At 67.1% G+C, this 18,389-nt stretch carries 19 protein-coding genes; 11 read left to right on the plus strand and 8 right to left on the minus strand.

Annotated elements, in window-relative coordinates:
- Nucleotides 1-94 precede the first annotated feature (94 nt).
- The gene (locus tag AC50X9_RS01160; protein WP_494889253.1) at nt 95-1,516 is read right to left on the minus strand and encodes an FAD-binding oxidoreductase; all 1,422 of its coding nucleotides are present in this window, start codon (nt 1,514-1,516) and stop codon (nt 95-97) included.
- A gap of 370 nt (nt 1,517-1,886) precedes the next feature.
- Between AC50X9_RS01160 and AC50X9_RS01165 the strand changes: the two genes are divergently transcribed.
- Nucleotides 1,887-2,714, plus strand: coding sequence for an alpha/beta fold hydrolase (locus AC50X9_RS01165; protein WP_494889255.1), 828 nt, complete (start codon nt 1,887-1,889; stop codon nt 2,712-2,714).
- 144 nt (nt 2,715-2,858) lie between these two features.
- On the opposite strand, the gene AC50X9_RS01170 is transcribed toward AC50X9_RS01165, so the two are convergent.
- Together AC50X9_RS01170 and AC50X9_RS01175 are read right to left on the minus strand one after the other, a co-directional pair.
- A complete protein-coding gene (locus AC50X9_RS01170) occupies nt 2,859-3,560 on the minus strand; it encodes an SCO1664 family protein (protein WP_494889257.1) in 702 nt (233 codons plus the stop codon).
- A gap of 46 nt (nt 3,561-3,606) precedes the next feature.
- Nucleotides 3,607-4,290: an MSMEG_4193 family putative phosphomutase gene (locus AC50X9_RS01175; protein WP_494889259.1), complete on the minus strand. Its 684-nt coding sequence runs from the start codon at nt 4,288-4,290 to the stop codon at nt 3,607-3,609.
- 91 nt (nt 4,291-4,381) lie between these two features.
- Between AC50X9_RS01175 and AC50X9_RS01180 the strand changes: the two genes are divergently transcribed.
- Nucleotides 4,382-5,770, plus strand: coding sequence for a sigma 54-interacting transcriptional regulator (locus tag AC50X9_RS01180; protein ID WP_494889261.1), 1,389 nt, complete (start codon nt 4,382-4,384; stop codon nt 5,768-5,770).
- Between the two features lie 14 nt (nt 5,771-5,784).
- Nucleotides 5,785-7,788 carry a vWA domain-containing protein gene (locus AC50X9_RS01185; protein WP_494889263.1) on the plus strand — a complete coding sequence of 668 codons (2,004 nt, stop codon included), beginning with the start codon at nt 5,785-5,787 and terminating at the stop codon, nt 7,786-7,788.
- Between the two features lie 19 nt (nt 7,789-7,807).
- On the opposite strand, the gene AC50X9_RS01190 is transcribed toward AC50X9_RS01185, so the two are convergent.
- The 5 genes from AC50X9_RS01190 to AC50X9_RS01210 all read right to left on the minus strand — a co-directional run bounded on the left by AC50X9_RS01190 (nt 7,808) and on the right by AC50X9_RS01210 (nt 10,411).
- Complete coding sequence (locus AC50X9_RS01190) at nt 7,808-8,380, minus strand: MOSC domain-containing protein (protein ID WP_494889265.1); 573 nt, start codon at nt 8,378-8,380, stop codon at nt 7,808-7,810.
- A gap of 62 nt (nt 8,381-8,442) precedes the next feature.
- On the minus strand, nt 8,443-8,703 hold the full coding sequence (locus AC50X9_RS01195; RefSeq protein WP_494889267.1) for a hypothetical protein: 261 nt from the start codon (nt 8,701-8,703) through the stop codon (nt 8,443-8,445).
- A 223-nt stretch (nt 8,704-8,926) separates the two neighbouring features.
- Nucleotides 8,927-9,739 (minus strand): SDR family NAD(P)-dependent oxidoreductase, encoded by an 813-nt coding sequence (locus AC50X9_RS01200; RefSeq protein ID WP_494889269.1) that lies wholly within the window; start codon nt 9,737-9,739, stop codon nt 8,927-8,929.
- A 40-nt stretch (nt 9,740-9,779) separates the two neighbouring features.
- Complete coding sequence (locus AC50X9_RS01205; RefSeq protein WP_494889271.1) at nt 9,780-10,109, minus strand: hypothetical protein; 330 nt, start codon at nt 10,107-10,109, stop codon at nt 9,780-9,782.
- 86 nt (nt 10,110-10,195) lie between these two features.
- Entirely contained in the window at nt 10,196-10,411 is a 216-nt protein-coding gene (locus tag AC50X9_RS01210; RefSeq protein WP_494889273.1) for a hypothetical protein, read from the minus strand.
- A 249-nt stretch (nt 10,412-10,660) separates the two neighbouring features.
- Between AC50X9_RS01210 and AC50X9_RS01215 the strand changes: the two genes are divergently transcribed.
- The 8 genes from AC50X9_RS01215 to AC50X9_RS01250 all read left to right on the plus strand — a co-directional run bounded on the left by AC50X9_RS01215 (nt 10,661) and on the right by AC50X9_RS01250 (nt 18,381).
- The gene (locus AC50X9_RS01215; protein ID WP_494889275.1) at nt 10,661-11,347 is read left to right on the plus strand and encodes a GntR family transcriptional regulator; all 687 of its coding nucleotides are present in this window, start codon (nt 10,661-10,663) and stop codon (nt 11,345-11,347) included.
- Nucleotides 11,348-11,479: 132 nt separating this feature from the next.
- Nucleotides 11,480-12,217, plus strand: a complete 738-nt coding sequence (locus AC50X9_RS01220; protein WP_494889277.1) for an SDR family NAD(P)-dependent oxidoreductase — start codon at nt 11,480-11,482, stop codon at nt 12,215-12,217.
- Nucleotides 12,210-12,890, plus strand: coding sequence for a carboxymuconolactone decarboxylase family protein (locus AC50X9_RS01225; RefSeq protein WP_494889279.1), 681 nt, complete (start codon nt 12,210-12,212; stop codon nt 12,888-12,890). Before AC50X9_RS01220 ends, AC50X9_RS01225 begins: the two co-directional genes overlap by 8 nt.
- A gap of 10 nt (nt 12,891-12,900) precedes the next feature.
- On the plus strand, nt 12,901-13,923 hold the full coding sequence (locus AC50X9_RS01230) for a TAXI family TRAP transporter solute-binding subunit (RefSeq protein ID WP_494889281.1): 1,023 nt from the start codon (nt 12,901-12,903) through the stop codon (nt 13,921-13,923).
- 6 nt (nt 13,924-13,929) lie between these two features.
- Nucleotides 13,930-14,445, plus strand: coding sequence for a hypothetical protein (locus tag AC50X9_RS01235; protein WP_494889287.1), 516 nt, complete (start codon nt 13,930-13,932; stop codon nt 14,443-14,445).
- On the plus strand, nt 14,442-16,583 hold the full coding sequence (locus AC50X9_RS01240; protein WP_494889289.1) for a TRAP transporter permease: 2,142 nt from the start codon (nt 14,442-14,444) through the stop codon (nt 16,581-16,583). Before AC50X9_RS01235 ends, AC50X9_RS01240 begins: the two co-directional genes overlap by 4 nt.
- Before the next feature lie 119 nt (nt 16,584-16,702).
- Nucleotides 16,703-17,608 (plus strand): dihydrodipicolinate synthase family protein, encoded by a 906-nt coding sequence (locus tag AC50X9_RS01245; protein ID WP_494889291.1) that lies wholly within the window; start codon nt 16,703-16,705, stop codon nt 17,606-17,608.
- A gap of 11 nt (nt 17,609-17,619) precedes the next feature.
- Entirely contained in the window at nt 17,620-18,381 is a 762-nt protein-coding gene (locus tag AC50X9_RS01250; protein WP_494889293.1) for an SDR family oxidoreductase, read from the plus strand.
- Nucleotides 18,382-18,389: the final 8 nt, after the last annotated feature.

Here is an 18,389-nt window from a genome sequence, read left to right on the forward strand (position 1 = left end):
AAACGCGTTTATGGCGATGCTCTTCCTGCTCGCCTCCGGGGCCACAATCAACGTAGCGTTCCACCTGTCCCGGAATGCGCCTGCCGTCGCTGTCTCAGGCGGAGGTCGGCACAATGTTGTGGTTGAGGCGGAAGAGGTTGTGCGGGTCGAAACGGTTCTTCAGGGCCACCAGTCGGTCATATGTGTCCTGCCCGTAGGCCTGACGTGCGGCCTCGATCATGTCTTGTCCGATTTCTGCGCCGAGGAAGTTGACGTACTGGCCCTGCTCGCCGAACGGCTGCATGAGAGCGTAGGCCTTCCGGGCGAATGCGCTCAGCCGCTCGTCCTCCGCCGGGTCGTGCCAGAAACCGTAGATGTTCAGCCAGTACTTCGCCGAGCGGTTGGGAAACGCTGTGGCCTCCTCCGGCACACGCCCGAAGGCCCCTTCCATGTGGTGGATATCGATCCCGGTCCCTAACCAGGTGACTTCAGAGGCGAAACCGACCAGAACATCGACGGCAACATCGTCCATCCGGGAGAACGACACGTTCTTCCAGTACCCTCTGGAGCCCTTGGGAAAGAGGCTGTCCATGGCGGACTGCCACTCCAGCCAGGCGGTCGGCGCGACTTCCTCCTCGTCTGGGGGCGCTGCGTCGCGCAGCTGCTCGATCAGCTCGAGCCCGGGCTGGTGATTCTCCGAAGCCCAGGCAAAGCCGATGATCATCCACGGTTCCTCCCCCATCTCGAGATCGGGCGGGAGCACCATGAAGGAGACGATCGGGTTCATCTCCTCAGGTAGGTCCTGCGTCCACCGGCCGAACGCGCTCAGCGCGCTCTTCCAGCGGGTCGGGCGGTAGAAGAAGTTTCCACCCAGTACGGCAGCCGGCAGCGGCCGGGCGCGGAAGGTGAAAGACGAGACCACCCCGAAGTTGCCGCCCCCGCCGCGCAACCCCCAGAACAGCTCGGGGTTCTCCTCTTCGCTGGCGTGCAGGTGTTCTCCGGTGGCGGTGATGACATCGGCGGAAGCCAGGTTGTCCAGGCTCAGCCCGTTGGACCGGGTCAGCCAGCCCACCCCTCCGCCGAGGGTTAGTCCGGCGACCCCTGTGGCGCTGATCACCCCAAGCGGCACGGCCAGTCCGTGCGTGGCGGTGACCCGGTCCACGTCTGCCAAGGTCGCCCCGGGTTCGACGGTCACGAGCCGGTTTTTCACATCGACCTCCACGCCGCGCAATTGGCCTAGATCCAGCACGAGGCCGCCTTCGACAGTGCCGTGGCCGGCAATGTTGTGCCCGCCTCCGCGTACGGCAAGCGGCAGGCCGGTGCGCCGGGCCGCGTGCAGGACGGGATCAATGTCTCCGACGGCTCCCGCCCGGATGACGGCCCGCGGATGCACGTCGATCATACCGTTCCATACCGCCCGAGCCTCGTCGTACAACGGATCCTGCGGTTCGATCACCGACCCCGCCAAATGTCCGCGCAACTCCTGCAGGGCGCGGTCCTCTGCGTCGCCCTGCTCCCCCTGATGCATTGTGCTCATCGGTCTGCTTCTTCCGTGCCATGGGGGGGGTTGGTACCCCTGGTCCAATAGTGGATTTGATCTCGCCGGGGTCGGCGCTGCAGGGCGATACTTCCAGCCGCCAAGGCAGGGGAACAGCTCGCCGTGTCCACAGTATAGATTCGCCTGCGGCGCCGGACAACGGACAACGTGGAGGGCCCGTCTGAATGGCAGGGAGCGGGCGGAACCGGCCGGAAATACACTGCCGGCTCAGCCACGTATCCGCGCCCTAGGCACCCCACCCACACGAGAGTAGATTACGAATGGACTGCCCTGCGGGTTGCCGATCGCTGCCCGGCGCCGGCACCGGCAGGACCATTCAAGGGCGGCCGAAGGAGACAGGAGGGCCGGAATGGGACGGTACGTGAAAGCGGGCGAACTGGAAATCTGGACGGAACAGGTCGGCGAGGGGTCGGATGTACTGCTGATCGGCGGGCTGGCGGATACTGTCGAATCCTGGCAGTTCCAGCTGGACGGGCTGGCGGACCGCTACCGCATGACGGCGTTCGATAACGGGGGTGCGGGCCGCACGGCCATGCCGGAGGGGCAACCGACCGTCGAGGCGATGGCGGACGACGCGGCTGCAGTGCTGCGAGGTCTCAACATCTCCTCAGCGCATGTCGCAGGGTTCTCCGGCGGCAGCATCATCGCTCAGGAGCTTACTCTCCGGCACCCGGAGCTGGTACGAAGCCTGGTGCAACAGAGCACTTGGCCAGCAATGGACGAGTACATGAAAACGCTGGCCCGGTCCATCCACTGGCAGGCCACGCTGGCACCGGACGAACGCGCATTCCTGGAGTTCTTCTACCTGCTTGTCTATACCCCACGGGCACACAACAACGGAATGGTAAGCCAGATCATCGAGGACGTCCTCGCATTCCCGCATCAGCAGTCCACCGCGGATTTCCTGAAGTTCCTGGACGCGTTCGTGGTCCACGAGACGGCAAGCCGGTTGGGGCAGATCAACGCGCCCACCCTTGTCCTGGCCGGCGGAGTGGATCCGATGAGCCGACCGGAACTGGGTGAGGCCGTGGCCCGTCGCATACCGGGCGCACATTTCGAGGTGATGCCGAACGAATCCCACCAGCCCTTCCAGGAGCGGCCGGACGATTGGAATGCGCGCGTCGACGAGTTCTGGCAGGAGGCGGAGAGGCTGCAATCGAATACGCCGCGAAGCTGACCGGCGTTTCAAGCGCCATGGTGTCCCCGTATGTGAGGTCTGCGCTCGGAGTAGTACTCAGCAGCTCCGAGCCCGTGCGGTTCGATCCGCGGCGCTGAAGCTGCAGGATCCGTGAGTAGCTCACGAAACGCGGACGATCGACGCTTACACGAGCGGCCACGGGTAGCGCATGCCGGTGCGGTCAACCGGCAGCGCCCGCGCGTGAAGCAGGCGCTGGACGCGGTGCTGCAGGGCCGTGACCTCTTCGTCATCGAGGAGTTCCGCCACCTCGGGAGGCACGGCCTCTGCGAGCGGGGCGATGTTCAGGAGCAGGGCATCGGGGATGGGTTCACCGGCGAAGTCCCAGATCACGGTGCGCAGCTTGAATCCTGCCGAGAAGCACAGCCCGTGGTCGATGCCCCACACCCGTCCGTCAGAGCCGCGCAGCACGTGGCCGCTCTTGCGGTCGGTGTTGTTGGCGATGTAGTCGAACAAGGCGATCCGCGCCAGCTCGCGGTGGGTCTCGGGGGCATCCTCGTACAGCGTGAAGTAGTGCTCGCCGAAGTCACACTCGATGAACCACTGCAGCGATCCGACTCCCAAGGGGGCTTCCTCGCGGATCACCGTCGGCGGCACGAGGCCCCACGCCAGGGACTCGCTGAGCAGGAAGGCTACGCGTTCGCGACGGTAGAGCCCCGGCCCGAAATCGGACAGCGGCCGTTCTCCGGCCTCCGGCTTGTAGACCGCATACGCGGCGTCGTCCCCGCAGGCGACCTGGACGAGGAACGTCTCGTTGCTGCTGCGGGGGAGGCGTCCGAGCAGCTCGACACTGCCTTCAGTGAGCAGTGTCAGCTCCCGGCCGGACACCGTTTGCCCCGATTCACCGAAGGTCCCAACGCACTCGGCATCAACCTCACTGTGCCCTCAGCCCGCTGAGCGGTTCCGACGTCGAATTCACCATCAGTACGGCGGGTGCCTGACCCTCCACAAACGAGATGGCGGACACCGAGCCCGGGCTAATGACGATCCGCTGGAACAGGTCCAGGTGTGTGCCCAGGGCGTGGGCGACGGCGGCCTTGATGGGATCGGCGTGGGAAAAGCACACGACGACGCCCCCGGCGTGGGCTGTGCACAGAGCCTCAAGGAATCCCACGATCCGCGCCTGCATCTGCGGAAAGCTCTCGCCGTTCGGGAAACGGAACGCGGACGGGTTGTGCTGGACGGTCTGCCACTGCGGCAAGGCCGTCAGATCGGCGATCAAAGCGCCGGTCCACTCGCCGAAGTCACACTCGAGCAGCCCGGCGTCGTGGATCACATCCCGTCCCGTGCGGGCCGCCGTCGGCTCCGCCGTCTCGCGGGCGCGCTCCAGCGGCGAGGAATAGAGGGCGCTGAAGGACAGGCCCGCGAGCCGTTCCGCAACCCGTTCGGCCTGGGTCCGGCCACGGTCGGAAAGATGCAGCCCCGGGGCCCGCCCCGGCAGCACCGTGCCCGTGGTAGGCGTCTCCCCGTGGCGCACCAGAAGCAGGAGCGTGCCCTGCTGCGTCAGAGAGGGCTCCGGTGGTGGTGCCGACGATGCCGGCCGCGTTGCTGCAGTCATCAGCATCCAGCGTATTCCGCACGGCGGGCCAATGCGCGGGAATCTAAGAATTTGCTCGATTCCCCGCGCCGTCGAGGACTACCTTAGAGGGGTGAGTGATCGCCCCGATATCTTCACTGTTGGTGAACTGCGTGCCTCCGGCCACGTTCACAAAGACCTGCGCCGCGAAATCCGCGACAACCTGCTCGCCGCGCTCGCCGCCGGCCGCGATCCCTGGCCCGGGATGTACGGCTTCAGCCGAACCGTCCTGCCCCAGCTCGAGCGGGCCCTGCTCGCCGGGCACGACGTCGTGCTGCTCGGCGAACGCGGACAGGGCAAGACCCGGCTCCTCCGCACCCTGGCCGGGCTGCTGGACGAGTGGTCGCCGGTGATCGAGGATTCGGAGCTGAACGAACACCCCTACGAACCGATCACGGAGCACTCCCGCGCCCGTGCCCTCACCGAGGGGGACCGGCTGCGGGTGGCGTGGCGCCACCGCTCGGAACGCTACGTCGAGAAGCTCGCGACGCCGGACACCTCCGTCGCCGACCTGATCGGCGACGTCGACCCGATGCGGGTGGCCGAGGGCCGCCGCCTCGGGGACCCGGAAACCATCCACTACGGTCTGGTCCCGCGCTCCAACCGCGGCATCATTGCCATCAACGAACTGCCCGACCTCGCCGAGCGGATCCAGGTCTCGATGCTCAACGTGATGGAGGAACGCGACATCCAAATCCGCGGCTACGTGCTGCGGCTGCCGCTCGACGTCCTCGTCGTCGCGTCCGCCAACCCGGAGGACTACACGAACCGCGGCCGGATCATCACGCCGCTGCGGGACCGCTTCGGCGCCGAGATCCGCACCCACTACCCGATCGAGCTCGACGACGAGGTCGCCGTCATCCGGCAGGAGGGGCACCTGGTGGCCGGCGTCCCGCCCGTCATCCTCGAAATCCTGGCCCGCTACACCCAGGCGCTCCGGCAGTCCCCGGCGGTCAACCAGACCTCCGGGGTGTCCGCCCGGTTCGCCATCGCCGGTGCCGAAACCGTGGCCGCGGCGGCCCTGCGCCGGGCCAGCGTGCGCGGCGAGGACGAGGCCGTCGCCCGGATCATCGACCTTGACGCCGCAGTGGACGTCCTCGCCGGGAAGATCGAGTTTGAGTCCGGCGAGGAAGGGCGGGAACAGGACATCCTGGACCACCTCCTGCGCACCGCCACCGCGGAAGCCGTGCGGGCGCACTTCCACGGCATCGACATGGGTCCGCTCGTTGCCGCGCTCGACGGCCACGCCACGGTGACCACCGGGGAACTGGTCACGGCCCGGGAGTTCCTGCAAAACCTCCCGCCCCTCAACCGTTCCGGCCTTTACGACCAGATCAGTGAGCGCCTGGGCGCGGAAAACGACGGGCAGCGCGCCGCCGCCGTCGAACTGGCGCTGGAAGGTCTCTACCTCGCCCGGCGGATCTCCAAGGAGTCCGACGACGAGGCGACGATCTACGGCTAAACACAGGAGGGCCCATGAGCGCTCACAACCGGTCCCGCTACGGCCGGTACACCGGAGGGCCGGATCCGCTCGCCCCGCCGGTGGACCTGGCGGAGGCGCTGGACGCCATCGCCGAGGACGTGATGGCCGGCTATTCGCCCCGGCACGCCCTGCAGGAGTACCTGCGGCGCGGCGGCCGCAGCCGCGAGGGGCTCGACGACCTCGCCGGCCGGGTCCAGCAGCGACGCAGTGACCTGCTGGGCCGGCACCGGCTGGACGGCACCCTCAACGAGGTCCAGAAGCTGCTCGAGACCGCGGTGCTGGAGGAGCGCAAGCAGCTGGCCCGCGACGCCATGATGGACAACACCGACCGCGCCTTCCGGGAGATGCAGCTGCAGAACCTGCCTAAATCCACGGCAGCTGCGGTCAACGAACTGGCCTCCTACGACTGGCAGTCGAGCACCGCCCGGGAAGCCTACGAGCAGATCAAGGATCTGCTGGGACGCGAACTCCTTGACCAGCGGTTCGCCGGAATGAAGCAGGCCCTCGAGAACGCCACGGACGAGGACCGCGAGGCCGTCAACGAGATGCTGCAGGACCTCAATGAGCTCCTCGACAAACACCGCCGCGGCGAGGACACCGACGCTGACTTCCGGGAGTTCATGGCCCGGCACGGCGCCTTCTTTCCGGAGAACCCGCAATCGGTCGAGGAGCTGGTGGACGCGCTCGCCCAGCGCGCGGCCGCCGCCCAGAGGCTCCTGAAATCCATGTCCCCCGAGCAGCGCGAGGAGCTGATGCAGCTCTCCGCCCAGGCGTTCGGCTCGCCGGAACTCATGGCCCAACTCGGCCAGCTCGACGCCAGCCTGCGCGCCCTGCGCCCGGGTGAGGACTGGACCGGCTCGGAACGCTTCGAGGGGGAGGAGGGGCTCGGACTCGGCGACGGCACCGGCGTGCTGCAGGACCTCGCCGAACTGGACGAGCTGGCCGAACAACTCTCCCAGTCCTATAACGGCTCCCGCCTCGACGACCTGGACCTGGACGCTCTCGCCCGCCAGCTGGGGCAGGATGCCGCCGTGACGGCCCGCACCCTCGCGGAAATCGAACGGGCCATGCAGGACGGCGGTTACCTCCGGCGCGGGGCCGACGGTGACCTCCGGCTCTCACCGCAGGCCATGCGCCGGCTCGGCAGGTCGCTGCTGCGGGACACCGCCAAGCAGCTCTCCGGCCGGCAGGGGCGCCGGGACACCCGCGTTGCCGGCGCGGCCGGGGAGCAGACCGGCTCCAGCCGGCAGTGGGAGTTCGGCGACGCCGAGCCGTGGGACGTCACCCGGACCATGACCAACGCGATCCGCCGCACGATTGCCGAAGGCGGGGATCCGGGCCGCGGCTTGCGCCTCGCCGTGGGCGACATCGAGGTGACGGAGACCGAGGCGCGCACGCAGGCCGCCGTCGCCCTGCTCGTCGACGTGTCCTTCTCGATGGCCGCCGAGGGACGCTGGGTGCCGATGAAGCGCACCGCGCTCGCCGTGCACCACCTCGTCTCCACCCGGTTCCGCGGCGACCGGCTGCAACTGATCACGTTCGGCCGCTACGCGCAGTCCATGGACATCGGCGAGCTCACGGCCCTGCCGGCCCTGCGGGAGCAGGGCACCAACCTGCACCACGGGTTGCTGCTGGCCGGCCGGTTTTTCCGCCAGCACCCGTCGATGCAGCCCGTCCTGCTCGTGGTGACCGACGGCGAACCCACTGCGCACCTGTTGGCCGACGGCGAGTCGTGGTTCGCCTGGCCGCCGGACGCGGAGACCATCCGCGTGACGGTGGCCGAGCTGGACCGGCTGGGCCGTGCCGGCACGCAGGCCACGTTCTTCCGGCTCGGCAATGACCCGGGCCTGGAACGGTTCGTCCAGCGGATGGCCCGACGGATCGACGGCCGCATCGTGGCGCCCGAGGCAGGTGAGCTGGGGGCCGCCGTGGTGGGGGAATACCTCCGCGCCCACTTCCGCGGCCGCCCCTACGACGACGCCGACTGGGCTCAGTAGACGGAGGCACCGCATCGGTCTACGGCAGCCGCGAGGGGCGCAGCAGGGTCGCGTCTCCCGCGCGATCGGGATCGAGGGGCACGGGACTGAGCAGCACTGCCGGGCCGCGGTGCAGGACGCCGTCGGAGAGTACCTGGCACCGCACGCCGCCGCGTCCGCGCATGGCTTTGTGGGCGCCCGGGGCGAGCATCGCATCCATCCAGACGCACGGATGCGCCGGCCGCCCGGCCTTGAAACGCACCAGCTGCCCGCCGGACTCCAGCGCGAAGTCGTGACCGAGCAGCGGCGCCAGCTGGGCTCCGCGGATGTGCACGTTGCGACGCGTCAGCAGCGGGTCAAGGGGTGCCGCTCCCAGCTCGGCGGCGATCGCTTCGAGGGCCTCGACGGCGAACACAGTGACAGCAGCGTCCATGTGCGCGGCTTTGCCGAAGAACCGATCGCCGACGATTCCCTTGCCGGCTACGAAGGCCGCCTGCTCGGCATCTGTGGTGGGGACAGCGGCGGCGCCCTCTCGTGCACGGCCGAAGTAGGCGTGCCCCGGCGACACGAGCAGGTGCAGGATCTCGACCTTGTATCTGTAGGTTGCCGTCATCCCACCAAACTATCGTCTCTGGGGTACCGGCCGAACGCGCGTCGGGGCCGGGCCCCGCGGGCCTACGGCTCGACGAGCGTCAGGAGTGTTTCCGGACGGACGCCATCGAATTTCATCGCTTCGGCTGCCTCTTCGGACTCCATAATCCGCTGGAACGTTTCCATGTCGGGGACCTGGACGATCAGGCCTACACGGTGGCTTTTTGCCGGGTCGATGAACGTTCGAACCGTGATGCCCAGCGGCCCGAAGACTTCTTCCCTTTTGGGTGAGCTGAGCCAGTGCTCAACGTCGTCGACTTCGTGGAGGATCATTAGTGTTGGCATCGTTGCCTCTGCTTTCTGGGGTGGTGCCAGGAGCCGGGCTGGATAGGGGCCGCGTTAGGACATCCTGATCAGGCTGAAAGTACCACGGCCTCGAATGCAGCGGTAGCGGGGAAAATCGCAGGCGGACAACGGAGGGGGGTCCCGCCGTCGTCCGCTGATTGTTGCCGACGCGCGGTCGCACCTACGACGACGCCGACTGGGCTCAGTAGATCAACGCGTCGTCCTAGATGTCCGCAAGGGTCAGGGCCGGTGGTGACTTTCCGTCGATGTCCAGTACGCCGAACTCCTTCGCGACTGCGGCGGCGACGAGCACCTGGCCGGTGCGCGACATCAGGTTCGGATCGTGGAACAGTGCGTTGATCACGCGGCCGATGAACTCGGGGCTTTCGCTGGTCGAGAGATCGAACGCGCCGCCCTCCGCTGCCGCCAGCACCGCCTCGGTCCGCACCAGACCGGGGTAGAGCGAGATCACCGGGATGTCGAACGGTTTCAGCTCAACCGCAGTGTCGGACGTCATCTTGTCCGTCGCCGCTTTCGCGATGCCGTAGATCGTGTTGCCGAGGTGACGCTGCGCGGCCCAGAAGCTGATGTTGACGATCAAGCCGCGGCGCCGCGGCGTCATCAGGCGCGCCGCGTGCGCCGAACTAACAAAGGCGGCGCGGAGGCCGGCGTCCATCATGCCGGTCCAGCGGTGCATCGGCTGCTCCCAAAACGGCGCAGGCCACGTGAACGCGCCGCCTTCGACCATCTTCTCGTAGCCGCCCCAGGCACAGTTGACGAGGAGATCGAGGCGGCTGCCCTCGGAACGGATCGCATCAAACACGCCCGCCGTCTCTTCGTCTTTGAGATGGTCGCAGCGCAGCCGCCGGATCTCCCGCGGCAGGTCCGCCTGGTCGATCGAGCGGCCCGTTCCGTACACCCGAAACCCCGCGGCCAGGAGGCCCAGTGCGATGCCCCGGCCTACTCCTCGGCTCGCGCCGGTCACGAGCGCAACGTTTCCCGTTGGCTCCTCGTCGCGTTCCCGTTCGCTGGTCATGCCAAGCGGCCCCGCTTACATCTTGGTCCGCTCACCAGGTTCATTCCTGGGCGCTGAGGTTCCAGTGGAGTCGGATGGCCTCAGCAATTGGGCCAGCGGTGACGTCGACCCGGAAAGCAACCGGCGCGGTCCCTGTCTCTTCGATGACCGAGTCACGGTACACGCGGCCGCAGGAGGGACACAGGGTGTAGAGATCCTCATCCGCAGGCCATTTCGCCAGCTCGGCGGGAACCGGGCTGTCGTCTCCGATGTAGACGGGGACGCCTTGTGCGTTGGCCTGAATCAACCCGTCCTTGCTGACGGTGTTGCCGCACACACAGGTGATGGTGGTGACATCATGATCGATCACATCGGCGGTTTCAGAGTCCATGATGACCTTCCCGGCGCTGGAAGAGACGTACTGGTATCAGCTTATGCCTGCCGACCGGGCCGGGCCATTGACCCAGCCCCACGGTGTCACACCGGGCCGGACCCATCCGGCCGGGCTGTCGGGCCGCCGAGCTGTCGGACTGCGTTCGGCCCTGTTTCCGCAGTGGCGTCCGGTGCCACTGACGATTCATTGGAGACCTGCCAGGGTGTGCCGAGTACGGCGGTCAGGGCCATGGCGGCCAAAGCCGACCTGAGTCCGGTGCGGCCGGCGGTGAGCGGGGCGATGGGGCGGTAGATGATCATCGGGGTCCTCCTTGGGGCGGGTGTTCCTGTGATCACTCTCCAGCAGGGGAGTTGTTGGGGGCTGAGGTAGACCTGTGCCCTGGCTGTGCAACGGAAGAGGTGGTCCGAAGCTGCTGAGTCCCCAACAAGCCGGACGCTCGCGCGCTCAGGCCTTGCCGTTCGGAGCGGGTGTGTCCGGCAGTGGATAACGGCGACGGATGCCGCCAGCTAGAATTCAGGGGTGAAAGCAGACGTGTTGGCGGTGGCGGCATGAGCGAGGACGCCGCAAAAGAGATTAAGCGCCCCCCCACCGCCCAGGCTTTCGTCCTTTCCGAGCTGCGGCGTGCGATTATCGCAGGGGAGTTCCTGCCGGGGCAGCCGCTTCGTCAAAACACTCTCGCCGAGCGATTTGGTGTCAGCCGCGTTCCAGTCCGCGAGGCATTCAAAGTCCTCGAAAGCGAGGGCCAAGTGGTCTACGAGCCTCACCGTGGCCATAAAGTCGCCAGCCTGTCGCTCACAGACCTTCTGGAGGTCTACCGGCTCAGGCAGCTGCTGGAATCCGAGGCCGCCCGGGTAGCCGTAGGGAACCGCGGCGACGGTGTACTCGCCGCAATGAAGGTGGCCGCCAGGGACGTTGAACTGGCCAGCGCCGCCGGAGATCTGCTCAAGATGACCGAGGCGAACCGGCGGTTCCACTTCGAACTCTTGGCAGCAGCCCGGATGCCGCGTCTGGAACGGATCGTGCGGGTCCTGTGGGACGCGACCGAGGCGTACCGGTTTGTGTACTACGGGGCTGAAAGTAACCGGGCCAGAGTGGAGCGCGAACATGCCCGCATCGTCCAGGCCTTCGCGGAGGGCGACGCGGAGCTGCTTGTGGCGCTCCTGGACGAGCACCGGGAGCATGCCGTGGATGCCCTCCGAACCTTCCTAGAAGTCCCCAGCCGCGGACCGACATAACGATTGTGTGACACGGGTTACACGGAGCCGCAGAATTGGATACATTATCCAAATGGTCTTCCGAGCAACCCGCAATGATGCGGCCTTCAACTCAGGCGTGGCACAACCGCCCACCGGAACCTCTTGGCGTCCGTGAACGACTGGCTCGGTTTGAGCGGGGCACGGGTGCTGGTTGCAGGCGCCGGAGGAATCGGTGGCGCCTGCATTGAGGAATTCGTGGCAGCCGGCGCGAGCGTGCTCGCGGTGGACCGCGATGACTCCAGGCTGGCTGCACTTGGCCAGGGCGCGGCCACCGAACGGCTCGACCTCACGACCACGGAGGGCTGCGAGGATGCCGTCGCGGCAGCCCAGGATCGGCTCGGAGGACTGGACGTCCTGGTGCACTCCATTGGCGTCAACCACCGGGTGCCGATTCTCGAAACCAGGGATGAGGACTGGAGCCGCATCCTGGAGATCAACCTCACCAGCGCCTTCCGACTGGGCCGCGCCGCCGGCCGGGTGATGGTCGAGGCCGGCTTCGGGCGTCAGATCTACTGCTCGTCGGTCTCCGGCATCCTGGCACATCCCGACCACGGTCCCTACGCAGCCAGCAAAGGCGGGATCAACCAGTTAGTCCGGGTCATGGCCCGCGAGTGGGCCTCCCGCGGAGTAACGGTGAACGCCATCGCCCCCGGCTATGTGGACACGGAACTTACGAGGACGCATCTGGACCGCCCCGGGGTCCGCGAACACTACACCTCGATGGTTCCGGCAGGCCGGCTCGGTACAGTCAACGACCTCACCGGTCCCGTTCTCTACCTGGCATCCCGCCAGGCAGCGTTCGTCACCGGCCACGTCCTGTATGTGGACGGGGGCAGGACCCTTGTGTGAATCGACTCACCGGGAAGCCGGGTCCACCGCTCCGGGATCCCCCCGGGTCGGCCGCTTCCCCCTCCTCGCTCCAGATGAACTCTCGGATCAGCAGCGCGATCTGTATGGCGCCATCGCCGGCCCACCGAGGGGAAACGGGCCGTTTTCCATCGTCGACGAAGCCGGCTGTCTTTACGGCCCCTTCAACGCGCTGCTGTACTCGCCCGCGATTGGAAACGCGGTACAGACTTTGGGTGCCGTCCTGCGCTTTGGCGGGTCACTGCCGGACCGCACGCGGGAACTGGTAGTTTGCGCCGTCGCCGCGGAACTGGAATCCGCCTACGAGTGGTACGCGCACAGCCGGGTCGCCACAAGAGTTGGCATTAGCGGCCCCGAGCTGACGAGGCTGCACGACGGCGAAATCCCGGACATCCTGGCGGCGGACGAAAGCGCAGCGCTGGGCCTGACGCGCGCACTGCTGCGCGGCAACGCTGTCGGCCACGAAGTACATGCGGCAGCCCTTGAATACTTCGGCCACGAAGGCATTATGGAGCTAACGGTGCTGGTGGGCTACTACCGCCTGCTGGCCGGCATTCTCGCCGCCGGGGACATTCCTGTTCCGCCAGCAATTACCGGAGAACCGCTCACCAGGCCGACAGACGCTCACCCAACCAACACCACCATCACCACCTAGGGAGAACAACATGACCGCAATGACCATCCCTGCCCGGAGGCGCCTGCAGCGTCTGTGCGCAGCAGCAGCCCTTGTGCCGGCAGTTTTCCTTTCCGCGTGCGGCAGCCCCGCTCCCAGCGGCGGTGGCGGTGGCGGGGGCGGGGGTGCCTCGGGCCAGGGCGGCACGTTGTCCATCGCCACGGGCGGCACCGGCGGGGTCTACTATCCGCTGGGCGGCGGCTTCGCCACCGTGATCCGGGACAAGGTCAAGGGCTATGACGCCACCGTGCAGGAAACGAACGCTTCCGTGGACAACATGCTGCTGCTCGAGAACGGGTCTGCGCAGCTCGCCTTCTCTGTGGGTGACGTGGTTTCGGATGCCGTCAAAGGCGAAGGTGAATTCAAGGGAAAGCCCCTGGAGGTCTGCTCCCTAGGCAACATCTACAACAACTTCATGCAGGCCGTCACGGTCAACGACAAAGGGATCCAGAACGTCAAGGACATGGCGGGCAAAGTCATCTCGGTCGGCGCGCCCAGCTCCGCCACCGAGGTCGGGGCGCTGCGCATCCTCGAAGCCGCCGGAATTGATCCGACCTCCGGCATCCAGCGCCGCCAGCTCGGAGCGGCGGAAACCGTCGCTGCGCTGCGCGACGGAACAATCGACGCCGGATTCTGGTCCGGAGGGCTGCCCACCGGCGCTCTGATTGACCTGGCCGGCGACGGCGACATGAAGCTGCTTCCGATCGGGGAGTACGCGGACCCGCTCGCGCAGAAATACGGCGCCTACTACGTGAAGCAGGACATCCCGGCCAACACCTACGAAGGCCAGACCGAGGCCGTCCCGGCGATCGCTTCGCCGAACATCCTGGTTGCCAGCAAGAAAATGGACCAGCAGCTTCAGCAGGACATCACCACCGCGCTCTTTGACAACAAGGAAGCCCTGGTCAAGGTCCATCCCGCCGCCGGTGAGATGGATAAGGCCACGGCGGGGAAGGTTGCCTTCGTGGAGACCTGCCCCGGTTCGAAGGCCTACTTCGACAGGGCCGGAAGCTAGCACCCCATGCGGAAGCCAGCCGCCGCCGTCGTCGGCCTCGTTTGCCTCGCCCTCCTGGGAGCGGGCGGGATTGCCGTGGCCGGCGCGCCGGCGGAGTCCCACCGTGCCCGCGCCATGGTGATCAGCAACGACGGCGGCGTGCTGGCCAGTATTCCCCTTTCCGGGGACACGTTCGCAGTGAGCTACCGCAATTCCATCTACGGCACCGTCGCCGAAGAGCGGTACACCGTCCAGGCCGACGGAAGCTACCGCCTGGCCCAGCTGGCCGCCGACCAGCTCGCGGTGCTGGAAGAGTACTACGCCGTCCCCGGACCGCCGTCCGCGGCCGGGGACACCGACCGCAGGGAATGGGTGACCGACCCCGATCCGGGGCGCCCTGCGGAGTTCAGCCGACTGTCGCTGGCAGCAACCGATCTGGGCCGCCGCACCGTGTACGTCCCGGGTGCCCCGCCACTTGAACTATGGAAGCTAGTCGAAGACAGCGACCCGTTCGTTGTGCTATCCCTCAAGGAGACCCCATGACCGAGACACCCAACGGCAACGGAGCCGTTCAGGCACGCACCTCGCCTGAACCCCCGGGACACGCCATGCGGTCTGACGCGGACAAAGCTGACGCGGACAAGTCTGGCGCGGACAAAGAGGTCGCCGGCATCCCCAGGGACAACGGCGGGGTGATTGATGAAGAGGCGCTGATCGCGGAGTACGAGGCGGAGAAACCTGCCCGGCACCTCAGCGGGCTGCCCGGCACCGCGGTGAAGGTTATCGGTGTGGCGTTGTCCCTGTTCGCCCTGTACTGGGTCTTCAATCCGATGCCCACCCAGTTTTACCTGCCCGCGTTCCTGATGATCGCGCTGCCCATGACGTTCCTGGTCTACCGCGGGTGGGGCCGCTCGACCGGGGCCAAGGAGTCCGGACGTGCGGACAACCCGCCCATCCTGGACTGGCTGCTCGCTGCAATTGCCGTGGTTCCGTTCGCCTATATCATCTCGGACTGGGACGGCTTTTTCCGCCGCGCGATCACACCGACCTACCTGGACCTGGCCATGGGCGTGATCGCAATCCTGGTTACGCTGGAAGCATCCCGCCGGACGGTGGGCATCCTCGTCCCGCTGGTCGTGATGGGCTTCTTCGCGTATGCGGCGTTCGGTTCCTTCGTCCCTGCTCCGTTCAACACGGCCTCCTTCAACTGGATCCGGCTCGTCGGCCACAACGTCATGGGCACGCAAGGGCTGTTCGGGGTTCCCACCGACGTCGCGGCGTCGTACATCATTCTTTTCACCATCTACGGCGCCGTCCTGGGCGCCTCGGGCGCCACCAAATTCTTTATCGACCTCTCGTTCTCCGCTTTCGGGCAGTCGAAGTCGGGCCCCGGCCGGACCGTGACCTTGGCCGGCTTCCTGCTCGGCACCGTGTCGGGTTCCGGCGTCGCCACCACCGTGACCCTCGGTGGCATCTCCTGGCCCCTGCTGCGCAAGGCCGGCTACCCGAAGGAACACGGCGGCGCCATCCTGGCGGCTGCCGGTATCGGCGCCATCATGTCCCCGCCCACCCTCGGCGCCGCAGCCTTCATCATCGCCGCGCTGCTCGGAGTCTCGTACCTCCAGGTGCTCATCTGGGCCACCATTCCCACCGTCCTCTACTACTTCGGCATCATCCTCGCCATCGAAATGGACGCCCGGCGGTTCAAGACCAAGGCGGTGGAGCTGGACGTCAAGCCGGTCGGCAAACTGCTGCTGCGGTTCGGCTACCACTTCAGTTCCCTCATCGCGATCGTGGTGTTCATGTCCCTGGGCATGACACCGTTCCGGGCCGTGGTCTACGCCACCGGTCTCGCATTCATACTCAGTTTCCTGGACCGCCAGTCCTGGCTGACGCCCAAGCGCATCTGGGACGCGCTCGCCCTCGGCGCCATGGGCGCCCTCTCCGTGATCCCCGTCATGGCGGCCGCCGGCCTGATCGTCGGCATCATGACCCTCACCGGCCTGGGCCTGAAGCTCGCGAACATCATCGTGGACTTTGCCGGCGGCAGCCTTCTCCTGACCGCCATCTTCTCCGCGATCTCCGTCACCCTCCTGGGACTTGCCGTGCCGGTAACGGCAAGCTTCATCATTTCGTGGGTGATCATCGGACCCGCACTGCAGGATGTCGGCGTGCCGGCCTTCGCCGCCGCAATGTTCATCTTCTACTACTCGGTGCTCAGCGAGGTGTCACCGCCAACCGCACTGTCGCCGTTCGCGGCGTCGGCCATAACCGGCGGCAAACCCATCAAGACGATGTGGCTGACCTGGCGGTACACGCTGTCGGCGTTCCTGGTCCCGTTCATCTTTGTGCTCTCCGACGACGGCGTCGGGCTGCTCCTGCAGGGCGGTCCCGGGACGGTTGCACTGGCGTTCATCGTCTCGCTCCTGGCCGTGGCCTCCCTTGCCGTGGCAACCGGGGCCTGGCTCCTCGGCCCAGCCCGCTGGCCCGAAAGGATTCTGCTGGGCGTCGGATCACTCCCCATGCTGGTGATGGAACCCCTCTACATCGGCATCGGAGCGGCCATCATTGCCGTGGGCGTTCTGGTCCACATCCTCGGGCTGCGCCGGCATCGCCGGGACGAACCGGGCGGAGCCGCCGCCGTGTCCACGTCCCCGGAGACAAAGCCAGAGCGGACGTGACCTTCACAGGCGCTTGTCCGGCGTCCGCAATGGCCGGTCGCCAGCCCCGCCATCGTCGCTGACCAGCGCCCGAACACGCAGTTTCCAATGGCCCTTGGCCGAAAGGACGACACCTTACTATGACGACATCGATCCCGCCCCTTGCCCTCGGGCTCTGGGGAGTTCTGGCCACACCGTTCAGCGGAACGCATTTTGCCGTGGACACCGTTTCCCTGCGCCGTGAAGTGCAGCTCTACACCGCAATACCGGCCACCGGAATGGTGGTGCTTGGCGTCTTCGGCGAGGGGGCATCCCTGGATACCGAGGAGCAGGCCCTGGTTGTGCGCACCGTCGCGGAGGAGGGGAAGGGCGCGCCTCTCGTGGTGGGCCTTTCAGCCCGGTCAACGGCAGTGGCGCTGGAGCAAGCCCGTGTCGCGGTTAAAGCGGCGGGCAGCAACCTTGCAGCACTTATGGTGCAGGCCAACAGCTCCGATCCAGAGGTGCTCGCGGCCCACCTGACCGCCGTGCACCGGGCAACGGGCGCGGGAATCGTGCTGCAGGACTACCCCTTGGCGTCCGGCGTGAACATCAATGCGGTGCAGATCCTTGAGGTCCTGGCGCAGTGCCCGTTCATCGCGGCCGTCAAGTCGGAAGCTCCGCCGACCGCCTCCGCGATTGCCGCGCTGACGCGCGCCACGTCCGTGCCCGTATACGGCGGGCTTGGAGGAGTGGGACTGCTGGATGAGCTGGCCGCCGGCGCGGCCGGTGCCATGACCGGATTCTCGCATCCCGAGGGTCTCCAGGCCGCGCTGACCGCATGGACCGACGGCGGCTTCCGCGCCGCCCGCGACGCGTTCGCACCGTGGCTGCCCCTGGTGAACTTCGAGGCCCAGCCCGGCGTCGGATTGGCACTGCGCAAGGAAGTACTGCGCCGCCGCGGCATCATCTCCGAATCCATCGTACGGCCGCCTGCTCCGAGACTGCCGCAAGCACTAGCGTACCTGATCGATGCCCACCTCGAAGCCGTTAGGGCGGTGATTGCCTGATGGACACCGGGTTGAAGGGAAAGAACGTTCTGGTTCCGGGCGCTAGCTCGGGGATAGGCCTCGCCATCGCACGGGCGTTGGCCGACGAAGGCGCCAACGTGGTGCTAGCTGCGCGTCGCGGGGACCTGGTGCAGGCGGAAGCTGCGCGTCTGGCTTCCGCCGTCGGCATCGGCATCGACCTCACGGACATCGGCGCCCCGTCGGCGCTGGTGGAAGCCGCGGTGGGGGCCTTTGGCCCCGTCGATGTGCTCATCCTCAACGGCGGCGGACCGCCTCCCGGTGGCGCCGCGGACATCTCCGACGAACAGGCCCTTGACGCTGTTCACCAGCTGCTGCTGCAACACATTCGACTCACCGCCCTGGTGCTTCCCGGCATGCGGGGGCGCGGGTGGGGGCGCGTAGTGGCGGTGGGCTCCAGCGGGGTGCAGCAGCCGCTGCCCAACCTGGCGTTGTCCAACATCGGGCGGGTCGGGCTCGCCGGTTACCTCAAGACCCTGGCGGCGGAGGTGGCAAAGGACGGCGTGACCGTCAACATGGTGCTCCCGGGCCGCATCGACACCGACCGCGTTGGCTCATTGGACGCAACGGCGGCCAAACGCACCGGCCGCTCGCCGGAAGAGACGAGGGCGGCCTCGGAAGCAACGATCCCTGCCGGCAGGTACGGCCGGCCCGAGGAATTCGCCGCAGTCGTGGCCTTCCTGGCAAGCGGACCTGCATCCTACGTGACCGGGGAACAGATCCGCTGCGACGGCGGACTCGTCCGTTCCTACTAACAGAGAGA

The organism is Pseudarthrobacter sp. HLT1-3, assembly GCF_059383535.1.

Excerpts from the sequence above, each read along its gene's own strand:
- AC50X9_RS01160 (WP_494889253.1), bottom strand. The coding sequence starts at position 1,516 with ATGAGCACAATGCATCAGGGGGAGCAGGGCGACGCAGAGGACCGCGCC.
- AC50X9_RS01165 (WP_494889255.1), top strand. The coding sequence starts at position 1,887 with ATGGGACGGTACGTGAAAGCGGGCGAACTGGAAATCTGGACGGAACAG.
- AC50X9_RS01175 (WP_494889259.1), bottom strand. The coding sequence starts at position 4,290 with ATGACTGCAGCAACGCGGCCGGCATCGTCGGCACCACCACCGGAGCCC.
- AC50X9_RS01185 (WP_494889263.1), top strand. The coding sequence starts at position 5,785 with ATGAGCGCTCACAACCGGTCCCGCTACGGCCGGTACACCGGAGGGCCG.
- AC50X9_RS01190 (WP_494889265.1), bottom strand. The coding sequence starts at position 8,380 with ATGACGGCAACCTACAGATACAAGGTCGAGATCCTGCACCTGCTCGTG.
- AC50X9_RS01195 (WP_494889267.1), bottom strand. The coding sequence starts at position 8,703 with ATGCCAACACTAATGATCCTCCACGAAGTCGACGACGTTGAGCACTGG.
- AC50X9_RS01200 (WP_494889269.1), bottom strand. The coding sequence starts at position 9,739 with ATGACCAGCGAACGGGAACGCGACGAGGAGCCAACGGGAAACGTTGCG.
- AC50X9_RS01205 (WP_494889271.1), bottom strand. The coding sequence starts at position 10,109 with ATGGACTCTGAAACCGCCGATGTGATCGATCATGATGTCACCACCATC.
- AC50X9_RS01210 (WP_494889273.1), bottom strand. The coding sequence starts at position 10,411 with ATGATCATCTACCGCCCCATCGCCCCGCTCACCGCCGGCCGCACCGGA.
- AC50X9_RS01215 (WP_494889275.1), top strand. The coding sequence starts at position 10,661 with ATGAGCGAGGACGCCGCAAAAGAGATTAAGCGCCCCCCCACCGCCCAG.
- AC50X9_RS01230 (WP_494889281.1), top strand. The coding sequence starts at position 12,901 with ATGACCGCAATGACCATCCCTGCCCGGAGGCGCCTGCAGCGTCTGTGC.
- AC50X9_RS01235 (WP_494889287.1), top strand. The coding sequence starts at position 13,930 with ATGCGGAAGCCAGCCGCCGCCGTCGTCGGCCTCGTTTGCCTCGCCCTC.
- AC50X9_RS01240 (WP_494889289.1), top strand. The coding sequence starts at position 14,442 with ATGACCGAGACACCCAACGGCAACGGAGCCGTTCAGGCACGCACCTCG.
- AC50X9_RS01245 (WP_494889291.1), top strand. The coding sequence starts at position 16,703 with ATGACGACATCGATCCCGCCCCTTGCCCTCGGGCTCTGGGGAGTTCTG.